Origin of the sequence: Mycolicibacterium vinylchloridicum, from assembly GCF_013404075.1 — a bacterium.
GTDB classification, from domain to species: domain Bacteria; phylum Actinomycetota; class Actinomycetes; order Mycobacteriales; family Mycobacteriaceae; genus Mycobacterium; species Mycobacterium vinylchloridicum.
This window is the reverse complement of record NZ_JACBJQ010000049.1, coordinates 1-18,595: the sequence shown is the minus strand read 5'-3', so window position 1 is coordinate 18,595 and position 18,595 is coordinate 1. Positions and strand designations below refer to the sequence as shown.

Annotated in this window: 18 protein-coding genes and 1 pseudogene; 14 read left to right on the top strand and 5 right to left on the bottom strand. The window is 67.6% G+C overall.

Annotation, left to right across the window (positions count from 1 at the left end):
- Window positions 1-35: 35 nt before the first annotated feature.
- The 3 genes from HPC46_RS27315 to HPC46_RS27305 are packed head-to-tail and all read left to right on the top strand — an operon-like array spanning window position 36 to window position 2,250.
- Complete coding sequence (locus HPC46_RS27315) at window positions 36-1,313, top strand: bifunctional 3,4-dihydroxy-2-butanone-4-phosphate synthase/GTP cyclohydrolase II (RefSeq protein WP_179475316.1); 1,278 nt, start codon at window positions 36-38, stop codon at window positions 1,311-1,313.
- Window positions 1,314-1,315: 2 nt separating this feature from the next.
- On the top strand, window positions 1,316-1,795 hold the full coding sequence (gene ribH / locus HPC46_RS27310) for a 6,7-dimethyl-8-ribityllumazine synthase (RefSeq protein WP_179475315.1): 480 nt from the start codon (window positions 1,316-1,318) through the stop codon (window positions 1,793-1,795).
- On the top strand, window positions 1,792-2,250 hold the full coding sequence (locus HPC46_RS27305; RefSeq protein ID WP_179475314.1) for a PH domain-containing protein: 459 nt from the start codon (window positions 1,792-1,794) through the stop codon (window positions 2,248-2,250). Before ribH ends, HPC46_RS27305 begins: the two co-directional genes overlap by 4 nt.
- Here the strand turns inward: HPC46_RS27305 and HPC46_RS27300 are convergent.
- On the bottom strand, window positions 2,237-2,701 hold the full coding sequence (locus tag HPC46_RS27300) for a GNAT family N-acetyltransferase (RefSeq protein WP_325096791.1): 465 nt from the start codon (window positions 2,699-2,701) through the stop codon (window positions 2,237-2,239). The genes HPC46_RS27305 and HPC46_RS27300 overlap by 14 nt on opposite strands.
- A 46-nt stretch (window positions 2,702-2,747) precedes the next feature.
- Between HPC46_RS27300 and uvrC the strand changes: the two genes are divergently transcribed.
- From uvrC to whiA, 4 genes are read left to right on the top strand one after another with little or no spacing between them, the layout of a single operon-like run.
- Window positions 2,748-4,748, top strand: coding sequence for an excinuclease ABC subunit UvrC (gene uvrC / locus HPC46_RS27295; RefSeq protein WP_179475312.1), 2,001 nt, complete (start codon window positions 2,748-2,750; stop codon window positions 4,746-4,748).
- Between the two features lie 23 nt (window positions 4,749-4,771).
- Window positions 4,772-5,662: an RNase adapter RapZ gene (gene rapZ / locus HPC46_RS27290; RefSeq protein ID WP_407665570.1), complete on the top strand. Its 891-nt coding sequence runs from the start codon at window positions 4,772-4,774 to the stop codon at window positions 5,660-5,662.
- Window positions 5,659-6,720 (top strand): uridine diphosphate-N-acetylglucosamine-binding protein YvcK, encoded by a 1,062-nt coding sequence (gene yvcK, locus HPC46_RS27285; RefSeq protein ID WP_179475310.1) that lies wholly within the window; start codon window positions 5,659-5,661, stop codon window positions 6,718-6,720. Before rapZ ends, yvcK begins: the two co-directional genes overlap by 4 nt.
- Complete coding sequence (whiA, locus tag HPC46_RS27280; protein ID WP_036423833.1) at window positions 6,717-7,694, top strand: DNA-binding protein WhiA; 978 nt, start codon at window positions 6,717-6,719, stop codon at window positions 7,692-7,694. Before yvcK ends, whiA begins: the two co-directional genes overlap by 4 nt.
- On the opposite strand, the gene HPC46_RS27275 is transcribed toward whiA, so the two are convergent.
- Entirely contained in the window at window positions 7,691-8,350 is a 660-nt protein-coding gene (locus HPC46_RS27275; protein WP_179475332.1) for an MOSC domain-containing protein, read from the bottom strand. The two genes, whiA and HPC46_RS27275, sit on opposite strands and share 4 nt — an antisense overlap.
- Before the next feature lie 80 nt (window positions 8,351-8,430).
- Here HPC46_RS27275 and HPC46_RS27270 point away from each other — a divergent pair, with 80 nt between their 5' ends.
- The 6 genes from HPC46_RS27270 (at window position 8,431) to secG (ending at window position 13,971) form a co-directional block, all read left to right on the top strand.
- Window positions 8,431-9,852 carry a glycosyltransferase family 2 protein gene (locus HPC46_RS27270; protein WP_233716757.1) on the top strand — a complete coding sequence of 474 codons (1,422 nt, stop codon included), beginning with the start codon at window positions 8,431-8,433 and terminating at the stop codon, window positions 9,850-9,852.
- 10 nt (window positions 9,853-9,862) lie between these two features.
- Window positions 9,863-10,591: an ABC transporter substrate-binding protein gene (locus tag HPC46_RS27265; protein ID WP_179475309.1), complete on the top strand. Its 729-nt coding sequence runs from the start codon at window positions 9,863-9,865 to the stop codon at window positions 10,589-10,591.
- Window positions 10,592-10,672: 81 nt separating this feature from the next.
- Entirely contained in the window at window positions 10,673-11,695 is a 1,023-nt protein-coding gene (gene gap, locus HPC46_RS27260; RefSeq protein ID WP_005146276.1) for a type I glyceraldehyde-3-phosphate dehydrogenase, read from the top strand.
- Window positions 11,696-11,700: 5 nt separating this feature from the next.
- The gene (locus HPC46_RS27255; RefSeq protein WP_179475308.1) at window positions 11,701-12,912 is read left to right on the top strand and encodes a phosphoglycerate kinase; all 1,212 of its coding nucleotides are present in this window, start codon (window positions 11,701-11,703) and stop codon (window positions 12,910-12,912) included.
- Window positions 12,913-12,921: 9 nt separating this feature from the next.
- Complete coding sequence (gene tpiA / locus HPC46_RS27250) at window positions 12,922-13,707, top strand: triose-phosphate isomerase (protein WP_179475307.1); 786 nt, start codon at window positions 12,922-12,924, stop codon at window positions 13,705-13,707.
- Window positions 13,708-13,737: 30 nt separating this feature from the next.
- Window positions 13,738-13,971 (top strand): preprotein translocase subunit SecG, encoded by a 234-nt coding sequence (secG, locus tag HPC46_RS27245; RefSeq protein WP_179475306.1) that lies wholly within the window; start codon window positions 13,738-13,740, stop codon window positions 13,969-13,971.
- A 4-nt stretch (window positions 13,972-13,975) separates the two neighbouring features.
- On the opposite strand, the gene HPC46_RS27240 is transcribed toward secG, so the two are convergent.
- Window positions 13,976-14,914 (bottom strand): MDR/zinc-dependent alcohol dehydrogenase-like family protein, encoded by a 939-nt coding sequence (locus tag HPC46_RS27240; protein WP_179475305.1) that lies wholly within the window; start codon window positions 14,912-14,914, stop codon window positions 13,976-13,978.
- 75 nt (window positions 14,915-14,989) lie between these two features.
- Here HPC46_RS27240 and HPC46_RS27235 point away from each other — a divergent pair, with 75 nt between their 5' ends.
- Window positions 14,990-15,412 carry a MarR family winged helix-turn-helix transcriptional regulator gene (locus HPC46_RS27235; protein ID WP_325096790.1) on the top strand — a complete coding sequence of 141 codons (423 nt, stop codon included), beginning with the start codon at window positions 14,990-14,992 and terminating at the stop codon, window positions 15,410-15,412.
- On the opposite strand, the gene HPC46_RS27230 is transcribed toward HPC46_RS27235, so the two are convergent.
- Both HPC46_RS27230 and HPC46_RS27225 read right to left on the bottom strand, forming a co-directional pair.
- Window positions 15,402-17,063, bottom strand: coding sequence for an amidohydrolase (locus tag HPC46_RS27230; RefSeq protein ID WP_218894730.1), 1,662 nt, complete (start codon window positions 17,061-17,063; stop codon window positions 15,402-15,404). The genes HPC46_RS27235 and HPC46_RS27230 overlap by 11 nt on opposite strands.
- A gap of 14 nt (window positions 17,064-17,077) precedes the next feature.
- Window positions 17,078-18,420: pseudogene (locus HPC46_RS27225) on the bottom strand (HNH endonuclease signature motif containing protein).
- Window positions 18,421-18,595: the final 175 nt, after the last annotated feature.

The following is an 18,595-nucleotide window of genomic DNA, read 5'->3' as shown; positions in this document are numbered from 1 at the left end:
AGGTGCGTCGAGTGAGAAATGGGCAGGCGGCAAGGATGACGAGGCTGGACACCGTCGAACGGGCGGTTGCCGATATCGCGGCAGGTAAGGCCGTCGTCGTCATCGATGACGAAGACCGTGAGAACGAGGGCGACCTGATCTTCGCCGCCGAGAAGGCGACACCGGAACTGGTCGCGTTCATGGTCCGCTACACCTCGGGCTATCTGTGCGTCCCGCTGTCCGGCGAGATCTGCGACAAGCTCGGTCTGCTGCCCATGTATGCGGTGAACCAGGACAAGCACGGCACCGCCTACACCGTCACAGTGGATGCCAAAATTGGTGTGGGGACTGGTATTTCGGCGGCTGACCGAGCCACGACCATGCGTCTACTGGCTGATCCCGCCAGCGTCGCGGAGGACTTCACCAAGCCCGGCCATGTCGTTCCGCTGCGCGCCAAGGACGGTGGCGTCCTGCGCCGTCCCGGTCACACCGAGGCCGCCGTGGACCTGGCCCGGCTGGCCGGTCTGCAGCCCGCCGGCGCCATCTGTGAAATCGTCAGCCAGAAGGACGACGGTTCGATGGCCCAGACTGATGAGCTGCGGGTCTTCGCCGACGAACACGACCTGGCCCTGATCTCCATCGCCGATCTCATCGAGTGGCGGCGCAAGCACGAAAAGCACATCGAGCGGATCGCCGAGGCGCGCATCCCGACCCGGCACGGCGAGTTCCGGGCGGTCGGCTACTCCAGCATCTATGAAGAGGTGGAGCACGTCGCGCTGGTCAAGGGTGATATCGCCGGGCCGGAGAACGACGGCCACGACGTCCTGGTGCGCGTGCACTCCGAATGCCTGACCGGCGACGTCTTCGGTTCGCGGCGGTGCGACTGCGGCCCCCAGTTGGATGCCGCACTGGCGATGGTGGCCCGTGAGGGCCGGGGCATCGTGCTCTACATGCGCGGGCATGAAGGCCGCGGCATCGGCCTGATGCACAAACTGCAGGCCTACCAGCTGCAGGACGCCGGCGCCGACACCGTGGACGCCAACCTTGAGCTCGGGCTGCCCGCCGACGCCCGCGACTACGGCATCGGCGCGCAGATCCTGGTGGATCTCGGGGTGCGCTCGATGCGGCTGCTGACCAACAACCCGGCCAAGCGGGTGGGCCTGGACGGCTACGGGCTGCACATCATCGAGCGGGTTCCGCTGCCGGTGCGCGCCAACGCCGAGAACATCCGCTATCTGATGACCAAGCGCGACCGGATGGGTCACGACCTGACCGGGCTCGACGATTATGACGAGGCGGTCCGGCTGCCGGGCGACCTCGGCGGAGCGCTCTAGATATGAGTGGAGGCGCGGGCGTCCCGGACTTTCCGGAGATGGACGCCTCAGGGTTGTCACTGGCGATCGTGGCCAGCACCTGGCATTCGAAGATCTGCAACGCGCTGCTCGACGGCGCCCGCAAGGTGGCCGACGATTCTGGGGTGCCCAGCCCGACCGTCGTCCGTGTGCTCGGTGCCATCGAAATCCCGGTCGTCGCACAGGAACTCGCCCGCACCCATGACGCGGTCGTCGCACTCGGCGTCGTGATCCGTGGCCAGACACCACATTTCGACTATGTCTGCGATGCCGTCACCCAGGGCCTGACCCGGGTCTCGCTCGATGCGTCGACACCGGTGGCCAACGGCGTGCTGACCACCAACAGCGAGGAGCAGGCACTCGACCGCGCCGGGCTGCCCGGTTCGGCCGAGGACAAGGGCGCGCAGGCCGCCGCCGCCGCGCTGTCGACCGCGTTGACGCTGCGCCACCTGCGCGGGGCATGACCACCGCGAACAACGACTGGGATGTGGTGCTGCGGCCCCGCCTGACGCCGTTGGTCGCGTACGTCGCGGCCGCCATCGTCGCCACGTCGGGCATCGTCGTCGGGGTCCTGTTCAAGGTGCGCTACACCGGGGCCATCATCCAGACCGCCGATCAGGTGTCGATGGGCCTCCTCGGCGTGATTCTGGCCGCCGCGATCCTGCTGCTGGCGACCCCGCGGGTCCGGGTCGGCCCGGTCGGCATCGGAGTGCGCAACATCCTGATCGAGCGGGTCGTGCCGTGGAGTGATGTTGTCGGCGTGTCGTTTCCACAGGGAGCGCGGTGGGCGCGGGTGGATCTGGCCGACTACGAGTACGTCCCGGTATTGGCCATCCAGGCGATAGACAGCGAACGCGCGGTGGCATCGATGGACACCCTGCGCACCCTGGTGGACAAATACCGCGTCACCGGATCGTGAGCCTCATCACCACTTCGCCCGCCGCGCCGCCGGTGGGCACTTCGGCGAATCCCAGACGCTCGTAGACCGCGCGCGCAGCCGCGTTGTCGGGGGCCATCCGCAGCGTCGCTGTGCGCACCCCGCGCCGGCGTGCCCAGTCCAGCGCTACGGCCACCAGGCGGCGGCCCAGCCCGCGTCCGCGTGCGCCGGGCTCGAGCCACAGCGAGTACACGTAGGCGGTCTGCGCGCTCTCCTGGTAGACCGCGACCATGCCGACTGCCTCGCCGGCCAGGACCGCTACGAACTGGGCGTGATCGCGCAGTCGCCTGCGCCATTCGGCGGGGGAGTAGCGGGCCTCGGCGGCGTACTGCTGGTCCGCCGTCCCGAACGTGTCGGCGAGCGCCCGCAGTCGGAGTTCGGCGAATTGTTCCCAGTCCGACTCGGTGAGGCGGGTGATGCGCACTGCTGGCACGCACACGACGGTAATGCCTGTCGGCGCTCGGACTAACCTTGTGGACGTGCCCGATCCGTCGACGTACCGCCCGGCGCCCGGGTCGATTCCGGTCGAACCGGGTGTCTATCGATTCCGGGATCCACATGGCCGGGTGATCTACGTCGGCAAGGCGAAGAGCCTGCGCAGCAGGCTCACGTCGTACTTCCAGGACATCGCCGCCCTGCATCCCCGCACCCGCCAGATGGTGACCACCGCGGCCAAGGTCGAGTGGACGGTGGTCAACACCGAGGTCGAAGCCCTGCAGCTGGAATACAACTGGATCAAGGAGTTCGACCCGCGGTTCAACGTCCGTTACCGCGACGACAAGTCCTATCCGGTGCTGGCCGTGACACTGGGCGAGGAGTACCCGCGGCTGTTCGTCTACCGCGGCCCGCGGCGCAAGGGGGTCCGCTATTTCGGGCCGTACTCGCATGCCTGGGCGATTCGCGAGACGTTGGACCTGCTGACCCGGGTCTTTCCGGCGCGCACCTGTTCTGCGGGAGTGTTCAAGCGGCACAGTCAAATCGAGCGTCCCTGTCTGCTGGGTTACATCGACAAATGCTCGGCGCCGTGCGTCGGCCGGGTCAGCGCCGAGGAGCACCGCAAGATCGTGCTGGACTTCTGTGACTTCCTGTCCGGCAAGACCGACCGTTTCGCCCGTGAGCTGGAGCAGCAGATGAACGCCGCATCTGCCGAACTCGACTTCGAACGGGCGGCTCGGCTGCGCGACGATATCGCCGCGCTCAAGCGCGCGCTGGAGAAGCAGGCCGTCGTGCTCGGCGACGGCACCGACGCCGACGTCGTCGCCTTCGCCGACGACGACTTGGAGGCTGCCGTACAGGTGTTCCACGTCCGCGGCGGCCGGGTGCGCGGCCAGCGCGGCTGGGTGGTCGAAAAGCCCGGCGATCCAGGCGAAGCCGCTGAGGCTGCGCTGGTCGAGCAGTTCCTCACCCAGTTCTACGGGGAGCAGGCCGAGTTGGGTGGCGCCGCAGATGAATCCACCAATCCGGTGCCCCGCGAGGTCTTGGTGCCGTGCCTGCCGCCGAATGCCGACGAGCTGGGCGAATGGCTCTCCGGGCTGCGCGGCTCACGGGTGACACTTCGGGTGCCGCAGCGCGGCGACAAAAAGGCACTGGCCGAGACGGTACACCGCAACGCCCAGGAAGCGCTGCAACAACACAAGCTCAAACGCGCGGGTGACTTCACCGCCAGATCTGCTGCGCTGCAGAACATTCAGGAATCATTGGGCCTGGCCGATGCGCCACTGCGGATCGAGTGTGTCGACATCAGCCATGTGCAGGGCACCGATGTGGTGGCCTCCCTTGTGGTGTTCGAAGACGGTCTGCCGCGCAAATCCGACTATCGGCACTTCGCGATCCGGGACGCCGCGGGCGAGGGCCGCTCCGACGACGTCGCCTCGATCGCGGAGGTGACGCGCCGTCGGTTCACCCGGCACGTCGCCGAACAGCAGCAGACCGTTGAAGAATTCTCCGCGGAAGGCAAGTCCCGCAAGTTCGCCTATCCGCCCAACCTCTATGTCGTCGACGGCGGCGCCCCTCAGGTCAATGCCGCCCAGGCCGTGCTCGACGATCTCGGTGTCACCGACGTCGCCGTCATCGGCCTGGCCAAGCGCCTCGAGGAGGTGTGGGTGCCGGCCGAGCCGGACCCGCTCATCTTCCCGAGGAACAGTGAGGGCCTCTATCTGTTGCAGCGGGTCCGCGACGAGGCCCACCGGTTCGCGATCACCTATCACCGCAGCAAGCGGTCCAAGCGGATGACGGCCTCGGCGCTGGATGCGGTGCCCGGGCTCGGCGACATCCGGCGCAAGGCGCTGGTGACTCATTTCGGATCGCTGGCCAGGCTGCGGCAGGCCAGCGTCGAGGAGATCACCGCGGTGCCGGGGATCGGGACGGCGACCGCGACCGCGGTACTGGAAGCCTTAGGTGTGACGGTGGATTCGTCGGGATCGGCTGCGCAGGGCGACCCGGTCGGTGAAGATCAGTCTGCTGAACAGGCGACGAGATGACAGATCACAGCACAGGCGAAGACATGCGCACCGGCCAGACCGGCGAGGAATCGGGAATCGACGTGGTGTTGGTGACGGGCCTGTCCGGGGCCGGCCGGGGCACCGCGGCCAAGGTGCTCGAAGACCTCGGTTGGTATGTGGCCGACAACCTGCCGCCCGAACTCATCGCCCGGATGGTGGAGTTCGGCCTGGCTGCCGGCTCGCGGATCACCCAGCTGGCGGTCGTCATGGATGTGCGGTCCCGCGGGTTCACCGGCGACCTGGACTGGGTACGCAACGAGCTTGCGACCCGCGGCATCCATTCGCGGGTGCTGTTCATGGAGGCTTCCGACGACATCCTGGTCCGCCGCTACGAGAACAACCGGCGCAGTCATCCGCTGCAGGGCAACCAGACCCTGGCCGAAGGCATCGCCGCGGAGCGGACGATGCTGGCCCCGGTGCGGGCCTCGGCGGACCTGGTCATCGACACCTCGACACTGTCGGTGCACGGCCTGCGGGAGAACATCGAACGCGCCTTCGGCGGCGAGGCCGTCAAGCAGACCAGCGTCACCGTCGAATCGTTCGGCTTCAAGTACGGCCTGCCGATGGATTCCGACATGGTGATGGACGTCCGCTTCCTGCCGAACCCGCACTGGGTCGACGAGCTCCGGCCGCACACCGGGCAGCATGCGGCGGTCCGTGACTACGTCCTGAGCCAACCTGGCGCCGCGGAGTTCCTGCAGACCTACCATCAGCTGCTGAGACTCGTCGTCGACGGATACAGCCGGGAAGGGAAGCGCTACATGACGGTGGCCATCGGCTGCACCGGGGGTAAGCACCGCAGTGTCGCCATGGCCGAAGCGCTCGCCGGACTGCTGGAGCACAATGAGCATCTGTCGGTGCGGGTGCTGCACCGGGATCTGGGTCGCGAATGACCCGAATCGTCGCCCTCGGCGGTGGGCACGGCTTGTACGCGACGCTGTCCGCAGCCCGCCGCCTCACCCCCCACATCACCGCGGTGGTCACCGTCGCCGACGACGGCGGATCGTCGGGACGGCTGCGCAGCGAGCTCGACATCGTGCCCCCGGGTGATCTACGAATGGCGTTGGCCGCCTTGGCTTCTGACAGCCCGCACGGCCGGCTGTGGGCGACCATCATCCAACACCGGTTCGGTGGCAGCGGTGCACTGGCGGGGCATCCGATCGGCAATCTGATGCTCGCCGGCCTCAACGAGTTGCTGGCAGATCCGGTGGCCGCGCTCGACGAACTGGGCCGCATCCTCGGCGTCAAGGGCAGGGTCCTGCCGATGTGCCCGATCGCGCTACAGATCGAAGCCGATGTGTCCGGGCTGGACGGCGACCCCCGCATGAGCCGGGTGATCCGCGGGCAGGTCGCGGTGGCGACCACCCCGGGAAAGGTGCGGCGGGTGCGGCTGCTGCCCGGCGATCCGCCCGCCACCCGTCAGGCGATCGACGCCATCATGACCGCCGATCTGGTGGTGCTCGGGCCGGGCTCCTGGTTCACCAGTGTCATCCCGCACGTGCTGGTGCCGGAACTCGCGGCGGCGCTGAAGGCGACCACCGCCAGGCGTGCCCTGGTGCTGAACCTGGCTGCCGAGCCGGGGGAGACCGCCGGTTTCTCCGCCGAGCGCCATTTGCACGTTCTCGCGCAGCACGCGCCGGGCTTCGTCATAGACGAGATCGTCGTGGACGCGGCCCGCGTCCCGTCTGACCGGGAGCGTGACCAACTACGCCGCACCGCGAGTCTGCTCGAAGCGTCAGTTCGGTTTGCCGACGTCTCCAGACCTGGTACACCTTTACATGACCCGGCGAAGCTGGCTGCAGCGCTTGACGGTGTGCGAACCCGGAATACGATTCCTGCGCCTAGTACCCTTCCGCCGGCCGCATCCATGCAGGCCGGAGCGACTCGACAGGGGGACGGGGTGCAGGGACCCAGTGGCAACGGACCGAGAGGTGACGACCCGTGGCGATGACGGCCGAGGTGAAGGACGAACTCAGCCGATTGGTGGTCAATTCCGTGACGGCCCGCCGTGCCGAGGTGGCCTCGCTGTTGCGCTTCGCCGGCGGCCTGCACATCGTGTCGGGCCGGGTGGTCGTCGAGGCCGAAGTCGACCTGGGCATCATCGCCCGCCGGTTGCGCAAGGACATCTACGACCTCTACGGCTACAACGCCGTCGTGCACGTGCTGTCGGCCAGCGGCATCCGCAAGAGCACCCGCTATCTGGTGCGGGTCGCCAAGGACGGTGAAGCCCTCGCTCGGCAGACCGGCTTGCTGGACATGCGTGGCCGGCCGGTGCGGGGGCTGCCCGCGCAAGTGGTCGGCGGCAGCGTCGGCGACGCCGAGGCGGCCTGGCGCGGAGCGTTTCTCGCCCACGGCTCACTGACCGAGCCGGGGCGGTCGTCGGCGCTCGAAGTCAGTTGCCCTGGACCGGAAGCCGCGCTGGCGTTGGTGGGTGCGGCCCGCCGACTCGGGGTCAGCGCGAAGGCCCGCGAGGTGCGCGGGACCGACCGGGTCGTGGTGCGCGACGGCGAGGCCATTGGTGCGCTGCTCACCCGGATGGGCGCCCAGGACACCCGGCTGACGTGGGAGGAGCGGCGGATGCGCCGCGAGGTCCGCGCCACCGCAAACCGGCTGGCCAACTTCGACGACGCGAACCTGCGCCGCTCGGCCCGCGCCGCGGTGGCTGCGGCCGCACGCGTCGAGCGGGCGCTTGAGATTCTGGCCGACACGGTGCCCGACCATCTGGCCGCCGCGGGTCGCCTGCGGGTCGAGCACCGTCAGGCGTCGCTGGAGGAGCTGGGCCGGCTCGCCGACCCGCCGATGACGAAAGATGCTGTTGCCGGCCGCATTCGGCGGCTGCTGTCGATGGCGGACCGCAAGGCCAAGCAGGACGGCATCCCCGACACCGAATCGGCTGTCACCCCGGACCTACTCGAAGACGCTTAGGAAGGCTTGCCCGCCCTCTTCACCACCAGGGCCTTGAGCTCGGCCGACAACGCGTCGGCCGCCTCGAGTTGGGGCAGCAGGCTCGGATCCGACATCTTGGCGCGGTAGACGAGGTTGATCGTCACATCGTGGTCGGGCCGGTAGTCGATCTCGATGGTGTCACCGGCGCGCACCGTCCCCGGGGAGATGACGCGCAGATACGCACCGGGTTTGCCGGCGTCGGTGAACGTCTTGATCCAGCCCTCGATGTCGAGGAACTTCGCGAAGGTCCGGCACGGGGTGCGGGGAGCTGAGACTTCGAGCAGCAGACCGTCGGTGCCCACCCGCCAGCGGTCACCGATGCGCGCCTGGGTGACGTCGATCCCGGACGTGGTGAAGTTTTCACCGAACATCCCGTTGGCCAGCGGGCGCTCCAGCCGGGTCTGCCATTCGTCGAGGTCTTCGCGTGCGTAGGCGTAGACGGCTTGGTCGTCGCCGCCGTGCAGCTTCTGATTGCCGATGGTGTCGCCGACCAGGCCGCTGCCCAGGCCCTCTCGCATCGGCCCCGGCGCACGGACCAGCACCGGCTCGGATGCGGGCACCTTGTCGATGCCGGTCGGTTTCGACGCTTTCGGGTCCGGATTCACCCGCACACGGGCCAGATTGACCGACACGATGCTTGCCACCCCAACAGCGTAATGGCGAGCCCGCAGTCGAACCGACTCAGCCGCAATGCCGTTCTCCTATCATCGAACCGTTGACAGATTCACTGACACCCGCGTTGACCCGCGCGTCCTCACGACTGGCGCGGCCGGCGACCCCGGCTGTCAGCATCGTGATCCACGTGCTGGTGTTCGCGCTGTGGGTCACGTTGTTCCTGCTGGCATTCGGCCGCGGTGGCGTGCTGGCCTGGTCGGTCGGCCTGGCCTACCTGGGCTACGACGCCGCGTTGCAGGTGTTCACCGGGTGGCAGATACGGCGGATCGGCCGTGACCCACCGCCGGCCGGCACCGATATCGACCGGCTGACGCTGGTCGTCATCGTCGCCGCGCACAACGAGGCCACGGTGTTACCGGACACCCTCGACGCGCTGCTCAACCAGGCCGACCCGCCGGACGAGATCCTCATCGCCGACGACGGATCGACCGATGCCACCGCCGAAATACTCTGTGATGAGCACGGTTTCGCGGTTCCGCCCGTTGGCCACGTCAGCGATCCGGTGCGGGTCGGCTCGACGGCGTTGCGCTGGCTGCGACTACCGCATGGTGGCAAATCGGCGGCCCTCAATGCCGCACTGTTGCGCACCTCTGCTGACATCATCCTCACCGTCGATGCCGACACAGTGCCGGAGGTCGGGGCGATTGGTGCAGTGCGCCAGGCCTTTTCGCGCGAGCCAGAGCTGGCCGCCGTCACCGGCGTGATCACGCCGCGGTGCCCGCCCACCCCGCTGGGTGCAGCGATGCAGTGGTTCCAGACCTACGAATACATCCGGAACTTCCTGGGCCGCTATGCCTGGATGCGGGTGGACTGTCTGCAGCTGATCTCCGGGGCGTTCGCGGGTTTTCGCCGCCAAGCCGTCACCGACGTGGGCGGATTCGACGACGCCTGCCTGGTCGAGGATTACGAGCTGGTGGCTCGCATGCGGCGCTTCGCCGGAGAACAGGAGCGGGACTGGCGGTTTCGGGTTCTCGGCGACGCGCAGGCCCGCACCGAGGCGCCGGCGTCGGTGGGCGCGTTCCTGCGTCAGCGCCGCCGCTGGTTCGGCGGTTTCCTGCAGACCCACTGGTGGTATCGAGGCATGGTCGGCGATCGCAGATTCGGGCGGCTGGGCACCGTCATGTTGCCGGTCAAGGCCATCGACACGGTGGCGCCGCTGTACGGGCTGACGGCATTCGGGCTGCTGATCTACTTCCTGGCCACCCGGGACGTGGCCGTGCTGGCGCCGGTGCTGGTGGTGATCGCCGGCAAGCTCGTCATCGACATGGCGTACGGGGTGTGGGCGCTGCGCCAGTACCGCCGTTGGGTGGGTGACCCCTGCCGGGCCAGCCTGCCCGCCGCGGCTGCGGCGCTGGTGATCGAGCCGGTGACGTTCACGCTGCTGCTGCACGCCGGTGCTGTCCTCGGCTGGACGGCATTCCTCGGCGGCGCTCACCGGTGGGGGCCGCCGAGCAGGGGCTAGCGTTTGTGCCATGGCTGAGGTCCTGCGCGTCGGTGCGGCTTTCCCGGACCCGCCGTTCAATGACGTGCACGGTGCGGGTCTGGACGTCGAGCTCATGACCGCGATCGCCGCGCAACTCGGTGTCGAGGTGCAGTTCATCCGCTACGAAGGCCGCGATTTCAACGGCATCTTCGACGCGCTGGACTCCGGCGACTTCGACTGCGTCGCGTCGGGCACCACGATCACCGGTTCGCGCGCGCTCAAGGCGGCGTTCTGCGATCCGTACCTGATCTCGGGTCAGGCACTGGCCGTCGACGCCGGCCAGCTGCCCGAGGTCAAGTCGACCGACGACCTCGAAGGCCTGACGATCGGCGTGCAGCGGGGCAACACCAGCCAACCGATCGCCAACCGGCTGCTGGCCGACGAAAAGGTCGCCAGGGTCCGGGTCTATGACTACGGCGGCATCCGCACCGCGCTGCGTGATCTGACCACCGGCCGCTGTGATGCGTTCATGAAGCTGGACCCGGTGCTGACCCGGCTGGCCGACGCGGTGCCCGGTGTGAGCGTCGTCCAGCGCGGCATCACCACCGAGAAGATCGCGATCGCGGTGCCGACCACCGACACCGCGCTACTGGGCCGGATCAACGTCGCGCAGGCCACTCTCGAGAAGGACGGCACGCTCCCCGCGATCCGGGAACGCTGGACCGGCTCGCCCCGAGCCGACCAGAGTGGGCCCCTGATCGGGGGACTGTCAGGGTGACCTTCCGGGCGGTCGCGCACACCGGTGAGCAGGCCACTAGGCTGGGCGCGGGTACTTCAGAGGCAACCATGAGGAGACAACGTGACCATCCGGGTTGGCGTGAACGGATTCGGCCGAATCGGGCGCAACTTCTTCCGGGCTCTTGACGCGCAGAAGGCGCTGGGCAAGAACACCGATATCGAGATCATCGCGGTCAACGATCTGACCGACAACGCGACTCTTGCGCATCTGCTGAAGTTCGACTCCATCCTGGGCCGGCTGCCCTACGACGTGAGCCTCGAGGGCGAGGACACGATCGTCGTCGGCGACATCAAGATCAAGGCGCTCGAGGTCAAGGCCGGGCCGGCCGAACTGCCGTGGGGCGACTTGGGTGTCGACATCGTCGTCGAGTCGACGGGCATCTTCACCAAGGCCGAGAAGGCCAAGGGTCACCTGGACGCGGGCGCCAAGAAGGTCATCATCTCCGCACCGGCCACCGACGAGGACATCACGATCGTGCTGGGCGTCAACGACGACAAGTACGACGGCAGCCAGAACATCATCTCCAACGCGTCGTGCACGACGAACTGCCTCGGTCCGCTGGCCAAGGTGCTCAACGACGAGTTCGGCATCGTCAAGGGCCTGATGACCACCATCCACGCCTACACCCAGGATCAGAACCTGCAGGACGGTCCGCACAGCGATCTGCGCCGGGCCCGGGCCGCGGCACTGAACATCGTGCCGACCTCGACCGGCGCGGCCAAGGCGATCGGGCTGGTGCTGCCCGAGCTGAAGGGCAAGCTGGACGGCTACGCCCTGCGGGTGCCGATCCCCACCGGGTCGGTCACCGACCTGACCGCCGAGCTGAGCAAGAAGGCCACCGCCGCCGAGATCAACGCCGCGATGAAGGCCGCCGCCGAGGGTCCGCTCAAGGGCATCCTGAAGTACTACGACGCGCCGATCGTGTCCAGTGACATCGTCACCGACCCGCACAGCTCGATCTTCGACTCGGGTCTGACCAAGGTCATCGACGACCAGGCCAAGGTCGTCTCCTGGTACGACAACGAGTGGGGCTACTCCAACCGCCTGGTCGACCTGGTCGCACTGGTCGGCAAGTCGCTCTAACAGCGATGGCCGTCAAGACACTGGCTGACCTGCTGGCCGACGGCGTTGAAGGTCAGGGCGTGTTGGTGCGCTGCGACCTCAACGTCCCGCTCGACGGCGGAAAGATCACCGATCCGGGGCGGATCATCGCGTCGGTCCCGACGCTGAAGGCGCTGGCCGACGCCGGCGCCAAGGTCATCGTGACCGCGCATCTGGGCCGGCCCAAGGGAACCCCAGATCCGGCGTTGTCGCTGGCGCCGGTGGCCGCCGCGCTGGGGGACAAGCTCGGCCGGCACGTGCAGTTGGCCGGTGACGTGGTCGGCACCGATGCGCTGGCTCGTGCCGAGGGTTTGACCGACGGCGATGTGCTGTTGTTGGAGAACATCCGTTTCGACCCCCGGGAGACCAGCAAGGACGACTCCGAACGGCTGAAGCTGGCCAAGGCACTCGTCGAATTGGTCGGGGAAGACGGCGCTTTCGTGTCCGACGGGTTCGGTGTGGTGCACCGCAAGCAGGCCTCGGTGTTTGACGTCGCGTCGCTGCTGCCGCACTACGCTGGCACGTTGGTCGCCGCCGAGGTCAAGGTGCTCGAGGCGCTGACCAGTTCCACCGAGCGTCCGTATGCCGTGGTGCTGGGCGGATCGAAGGTGTCGGACAAGCTGGCCGTCATCGAGAATCTGGCGACCAAGGCTGACAGTCTGATCATCGGTGGCGGCATGTGCTTCACTTTCCTTGCCGCGCAAGGGGTGTCGGTAGGTACCTCACTGTGCCAAGAGGAGATGATCGACACCTGCCGTCAGCTTCTGGAGACCTACGGTGATGTGATCCATCTGCCGGTGGACATCGTTGTCGCGGAGAAGTTCGCGGCCGACTCCGCACCGGAAACCGTTGCTGCTGACCGTATCCCGGATGGCAAGATGGGTTTGGATATCGGCCCGGAGTCAGTGAAGCGGTTCACCACGCTGCTGACCAATGCGCGCACGATCTTCTGGAACGGCCCGATGGGGGTGTTCGAATTCCCGGCGTTCGCCGCGGGCACCAAGGGGGTCGCCGAGGCGATCATCGGCGCCACCGCCAAGGGCGCGTTCAGTGTGGTCGGCGGCGGCGACTCGGCGGCAGCGGTACGCCAGCTCGGGTTGCCCGAGGACGGTTTCTCGCACATTTCCACCGGCGGCGGCGCATCGCTGGAATACCTTGAGGGCAAGGAACTGCCCGGCATTTCTGTCCTCGAGAACTAGGAGACCTGCGTGTCCCGTAAACCGCTGATCGCGGGCAACTGGAAGATGAACCTCAACCACTTCGAGGCCATCGCGCTCGTCCAGAAGATCGCATTCTCGTTGCCCGACAAGTACTTCGACAAGGTCGACGTCACCGTCATCCCGCCGTTCACCGATCTGCGGAGTGTGCAGACTCTGGTCGACGGCGACAAGCTGCGGCTGACCTACGGCGCACAGGACCTCTCGCAGCACGATTCGGGCGCCTACACCGGCGACATCAGCGGCGCGTTCCTGGCGAAATTGGGGTGCACGTTCGTGGTGGTCGGCCACTCCGAGCGCCGTACCTATCACCACGAGGACGACGCGCTGGTCGCCGAGAAGGCGGCCGCCGCCTTGAAGCACGGGCTCACCCCGATCGTGTGCATCGGCGAGCAGCTCGAGGTCCGCGAGGCCGGCAACCACGTCGAGTTCAACGTGAATTCGTTGCGTGGTTCGCTGGCCGGGCTGAGCAACGAGCAGCTGGCGGGCGTCGTGATCGCCTACGAGCCGGTGTGGGCCATCGGCACGGGCCGGGTGGCCAGTGCCGCCGACGCGCAGGAAGTGTGCGCCGCGATCCGCGGCGAGCTGGGCAATATCGCTTCCGCTGAGATCGCCGACGGGATCCGGGTGCTCTACGGCGGCTCGGTGAACGCCAAGAACGTCGGCGAGATCGTCGGGCAGAAGGATGTCGACGGCGCGCTGGTCGGCGGGGCATCGCTGGATGGCGAGCAGTTCGCCATCCTGTCGGCGATCGCCGCAGGTGGGCCGCTGCCCTGATCACGCAGGCGAACAGGTAGTCTGGTCGGCATGGTTTTGGCTCTGCAGATCCTCCTGGTGGTCACCAGCGTGCTGGTGGTGTTGCTGGTGCTGTTGCACCGCGCCAAGGGTGGTGGCCTGTCGACGCTGTTCGGCGGCGGTGTGCAGTCCAGCCTGTCCGGGTCGACCGTGGTGGAGAAGAACCTCGACCGCCTGACGCTGTTCGTCACCGGCATCTGGGTCGTGTCCATTGTCGGCATGGCTCTGCAGATCAAGTACAGCTGAGCACTCAGGGCGTGAAAACGACCCGCTGACCGTTCTCCGGTTGCTGCCAGGCCTGTTCCACTTCCGCGAGCGGAACCGCGCGCGCCTGCGTCCGCAGGGTGCCGTTCGAGATTGCTATCGCCAACTCCGGTAGTTCGGCGACGAAGTCGGCAACCGGCACGGAGCCGATCCCGCTGCCGACGATCTGAAGCGGCATGGACCGTAACGCCGCCGACGGGATATCGGCGCTGGTGCCGGCCATCGAACCGATCTGAATCCAGGTCAGCGGCTGCGCGCGGTCGTGGCGGCCGCGCGCGAAGCCGGCCATCAGCTCGGTCGCGGGCCGGCCCCAGACGTAGTCGATGACGATGTCGGCGCCCAGCACCCGGCCGAAGTTCGCCGCCAGCTCATCGAGTGCGATGACATCGTCGGCACCCAGATCCGGCAGAGCACCCAGCTGTCGCTTATCCCGTCCGACGCCGATCACCACCCCCGCGCCGAGGTGCTTGGCCGCCTGGACGGCCAACCGGCCGGCGCTGCCGGTCGCGCCGAGGACGACGACGGTCTGCCCAGGCTGCAGAGTGGTGCGCCGGCGCAACGCCACCCAGGACGACATCGCGGGGTTCATCGCCGCGGCGATCGCGACCAGGTCCGCGTCGTCGGGCAGGACGACGCTGCGGCGCAGGTCGACGACTGTCTGCTCGGCCATCGCACCCAGGTCGGTGGCCACGACGAAGTAGCGCAGGGTGCCGTCCGGGGCGCGGCCGACCCCGTCGATGCCCGGTACCAGCGGTAAGTCGCCGGTGCTCGTGTAGTGCGTGCCAGCGGCGCGGGAGCGTACCAGTGGATGCAGGCCGGCGGCGATGACATCGACGACAACCTCGTTGTCGGTGGACGCCGCCGGCTGTGGAAAGTGTTGGTAGACAGGCGGTTTCGTGAAGTCGGTGACGACGGCTGCGTTCAAGAGAGGCTCCGAATGATAGATGGTAATACGAACTAAAATAGATGGTAATACGAACCAATGAGGTACGCTAGAGCGGTGAATGAAGCGCTGCTCGAAGACCTGGTGCGCACATCTTTCGCGGTGATGGCAGTGCTCAACCGGGTTGCCGCCGAGAACGATCTGTCGCTGACGCAGTTGCGTGCTCTGGCGATCCTGCGCGACCGTGAGCCCACGATGGCCCAACTGGCCGACTACCTGGGCCTGGAGCGTTCGTCGGTGAGCGGGTTGATGGACCGCGCGGTGCGTCGCGGCCTGGCTCAGCGGACCGCCAGCCGCGAGGACGCGCGCTCGGTGCACGTCAGCCTCACCGTCGAGGGCCACCGGCTGGGTGCCGAGCTCGCCGACCAGGTGGCCGGTCTGCTCGCCCCGTTGATCACCCGGCTCAGCGCAGCTGAGCAGAAGCGATTGGGCGCGTTGTTGGCTGGGATGCTGGACCCGGCTCCGCCGGTCAGCCGCTAGGGAACCACCTGCCCTCGTAGACGGTGCCCAGTATCGGAAGGTCTTTGAGCGCCAGCGGATCGACGGCGTACGGGTCATCGGCCAAGATCGTGAAATTGGCGAGCTTCCCCGGCGTGATGCTGCCCAGCTCGTCCTCCAGCCGCCACGAATAGGCGGCCTCAATGGTGATCGCCCGGAGCGCGTCGTGCACCGAGATCCGTTGCTCCGGTGCGACCGTCCGTCCGCTCGGGGTTTGCCGGTTCACCGCGCACCACGCGAGCATCAGCGGCGCGGCGGGTGCCATCGGCAGGTCGGAGTGTAGTGACAGCGGAATGCCCCGGCGCAGTACCGATTCGGCTCGCACCATCACGTCGGCGCGGTCGGCGCCCAGTCCGTGGGCGGCGTAGTGGTCGGCGAATCCGACCGGATAGTACGGGTTGGCTGACACGACGGCGCCCAGCCGGGCGATGCGGTCGACCTGTTCTTCAGACGAATTGGCGAAGTGGACGATCACCGTGCGGTGATCGGTGCGCGGATGTTCTGTCATGCACTCGTCGACGGTGTCGAGCACCAGATCCAGTGCCGCGTCACCGTTGACGTGAATATGCAACTGCCAGGTTGCGTTCCAGTACGCCTTTGCGAACGCCCGGAATGTGTCGGGTTTCATCATCCACTCGCCGTGGTGGCATAGGTCGGGATGGCCGGTGTCGTCGAGGTAGGGGTCGCGCATCTGCATGAGCTGGCTGATGATCGCACCGTCGGCGAACAACTTGACCTGCTTGGGCAGTAGGCGCACTTTGCCCGCCGACGCCATCGCGACCTGGCGTTCGGCGTCGGCGACCGCGTCGGCGGGATCCATCCCGCCGTCGGCCTGGCTGCGAGCGTCGACAAGGAATGTCGACGAGAACGGGGTTGATGGGTCACCGAGGATGTCCTGGTACAGCGACCAAGGCTCGAGAGCCCACATCAGGCCGGGCTCGTTGATCGCGGTGACGCCGTTTCGGTGCAGGTAGGCGACCAGCTGGTGCAGTCCACTCGTCAGGCGGTCCTGGCTCATGAAGACCGGGGCGAGGCGGGGAAGTAGCAGGTTCATCCCGGTCTCCCACCAGTGGCCCGCGGCGAAATCCACCATGCTGGCGGCCGGGCCGGTCATGTCCGCAGCTGTGAGGTGGAGCGCGTCGACTGCCGCGGAGTTCAGGAACCACTCGTGACACGAACGCTGCCACACCGCGATCGGCCGGGTCGCGCTGATCTCGTCGAGGAGGTCACGGTCGAGCCCGCCGTGCCAGAGCTTGTGGTAGCCCCAGGAGAACAGCCACTCGTCGGGCTTCGAAAACTGTTGCGCAGCTTCGGAAAGCCGCTGGCGGTACTCCTTGGCGGAGTGCGCGGCCGGATAGGTCTTGCCAGGCAGCTCCCAGTCCTCGATCGCGATGACGTCGGTCATCAGCGTGGTGGCGCCCAGGATCGGGTGCAGGTGCTGATCGATCAAGCCGGCGCAGACGATCGCGTCGGCAAAGGTGTCGTCGACCACCCCTGCGTCGCGCAGGTCCGCTACAGGGCCCACGGCCACGACGCGCCCGTCGGAGACCGCGACCGCGGTGGCGTCGGACACCCCCGGATCCATAGTGATCACCCGCCGCGCCGTGAACACCGTCGTCGGTGATGTCGCCATGAGTTGATCCTGCCTCAGCCCGGATCATCGTCGTCACGATCCAGTAAACGCTCCGGGTGGTGAACATCGTTGACGCGTGGGGGACCGGTGCCGTCGCTCCAGGCGATCCGGCCGTCCTCGGTGACGATCGTCGTGTACGTGCCCTCGGTCGCCATCGTGTGATCGCAGCCGCAGCCGAAGTAGAGGTTGTCGGCGTCGGTCGTCCCGCCTTCGCTCCACGGCCTCGCGTGATGCACCTCGGAGTGGTAGCCCGGCGCGAAGCAGTTCGGTTTGGTGCAGCCGCGGTCGCGGGCGTAGCAGATGATTCGATGGTCCGCTGTCGCAAGGCGTTTGGCGCGGCCCAGGTACAGCGGCCGCTCCGAGTGGTCCTCGAACACGGCCAGGTAGTGGACCGCTTCGCTGGCCATCCGGATGACATCCCGCATCGGCAGTCGGCCGGTTCCGCCGGTGCGGGCCCACCCCGCCGCCCGCTCCAAGTCGCCCAATGTCGTCGTCACGATGACGGTGACCGGCAGGCCACGATGCTGCCCGAGCGCGCCGGACTCGATTCCCGCTTTGAGGCCGAGCTTCACACCGTCGTGGCAGCGTTGTTCGGGACTGCGATCGTCCGGCCCCTCGGTCCCGTCGGGGAGATGCCGCCCCGGCCCGGCCGCGGCCGTCACGGCCTCGACATAGGCGCGGCCTTCCGGGTCCAGCCAGCCGGAAAGACGGCTCATCCCATCCGGCCCTTGCGGACCCAGCACCAGACCCCGCCGGCGTGCCCGGTCCTCGTCGGTGAACGTGCCGTCCGGATTCAGCCAGTCCGAGATCTGTGTGCCGATCGCGGTGACGAACTGTGAATCCTGTTCCCGGGCGTGGTGAACCAACGCCCGCTCGGCGACCTCGCGATCGGCCGGCGCAACCGCTGACGGCAATCTGTCCAGCGCACGGCACACCGCGGCGGCATGGTCGTCGCCGATATCGCCTGCCTCGATGGCGTCGGCCAGTGTCGGCAACTCGGGCGGCAATGGTGCCCCGGTCAACGATCGTCGCGGCCGGATCCGTGCCGCAAGCGCGACCGTCGCTTGACCTCGCCGGCGGTCAGTCGCAACCGGCTGGCAAGGACGTCGCGCACCTTGGGCCCGGCGGGCCAGGTCACCCCGTCGACCGGCTCGGCGATCTCGCCGAAGAACCGGTAGGACAGCCCGCGGTTCCTCCGGTTCTGGCTCTCCAGCCGTTCGGCGATCTCGATCCGAAAAGCATTGCCGGCCAGGTCGGTACATATCGCCCGCAGCCGGTCATGCGCGGCATCGACAGCGTCGAGCTCGGCGCGGACCCGATCATGCACCGTCTGAGCGGTGAGCGGTTCGCACGTCATGATCCAACGGTATCGAACGGATATTCGAATACAACGCCGGCAAGCCCACGCGTTGACTCATCGGAAATGCGCGCGAAGGGCCGCGAAATTCGTCTTCGTTGCCTCACTGAAAATGCGCGCGTGCGGCGTGCCTGACTGATCAGACAGCTACGCGGTCGGTAGGCCCTGACGATGG

What these genes read in the sequence shown, in the direction of transcription:
- whiA (WP_036423833.1), top strand. Translation starts at nt 6,717, where the DNA reads ATGACGGCCGAGGTGAAGGACGAACTCAGCCGATTGGTGGTCAATTCC.
- HPC46_RS27265 (WP_179475309.1), top strand. Translation starts at nt 9,863, where the DNA reads ATGGCTGAGGTCCTGCGCGTCGGTGCGGCTTTCCCGGACCCGCCGTTC.
- HPC46_RS27315 (WP_179475316.1), top strand. Translation starts at nt 36, where the DNA reads ATGACGAGGCTGGACACCGTCGAACGGGCGGTTGCCGATATCGCGGCA.
- HPC46_RS27230 (WP_218894730.1), bottom strand. Translation starts at nt 17,063, where the DNA reads ATGGCGACATCACCGACGACGGTGTTCACGGCGCGGCGGGTGATCACT.
- rapZ (WP_407665570.1), top strand. Translation starts at nt 4,772, where the DNA reads ATGCGCACCGGCCAGACCGGCGAGGAATCGGGAATCGACGTGGTGTTG.
- yvcK (WP_179475310.1), top strand. Translation starts at nt 5,659, where the DNA reads ATGACCCGAATCGTCGCCCTCGGCGGTGGGCACGGCTTGTACGCGACG.
- ribH (WP_179475315.1), top strand. Translation starts at nt 1,316, where the DNA reads ATGAGTGGAGGCGCGGGCGTCCCGGACTTTCCGGAGATGGACGCCTCA.
- HPC46_RS27305 (WP_179475314.1), top strand. Translation starts at nt 1,792, where the DNA reads ATGACCACCGCGAACAACGACTGGGATGTGGTGCTGCGGCCCCGCCTG.
- HPC46_RS27255 (WP_179475308.1), top strand. Translation starts at nt 11,701, where the DNA reads ATGGCCGTCAAGACACTGGCTGACCTGCTGGCCGACGGCGTTGAAGGT.
- secG (WP_179475306.1), top strand. Translation starts at nt 13,738, where the DNA reads ATGGTTTTGGCTCTGCAGATCCTCCTGGTGGTCACCAGCGTGCTGGTG.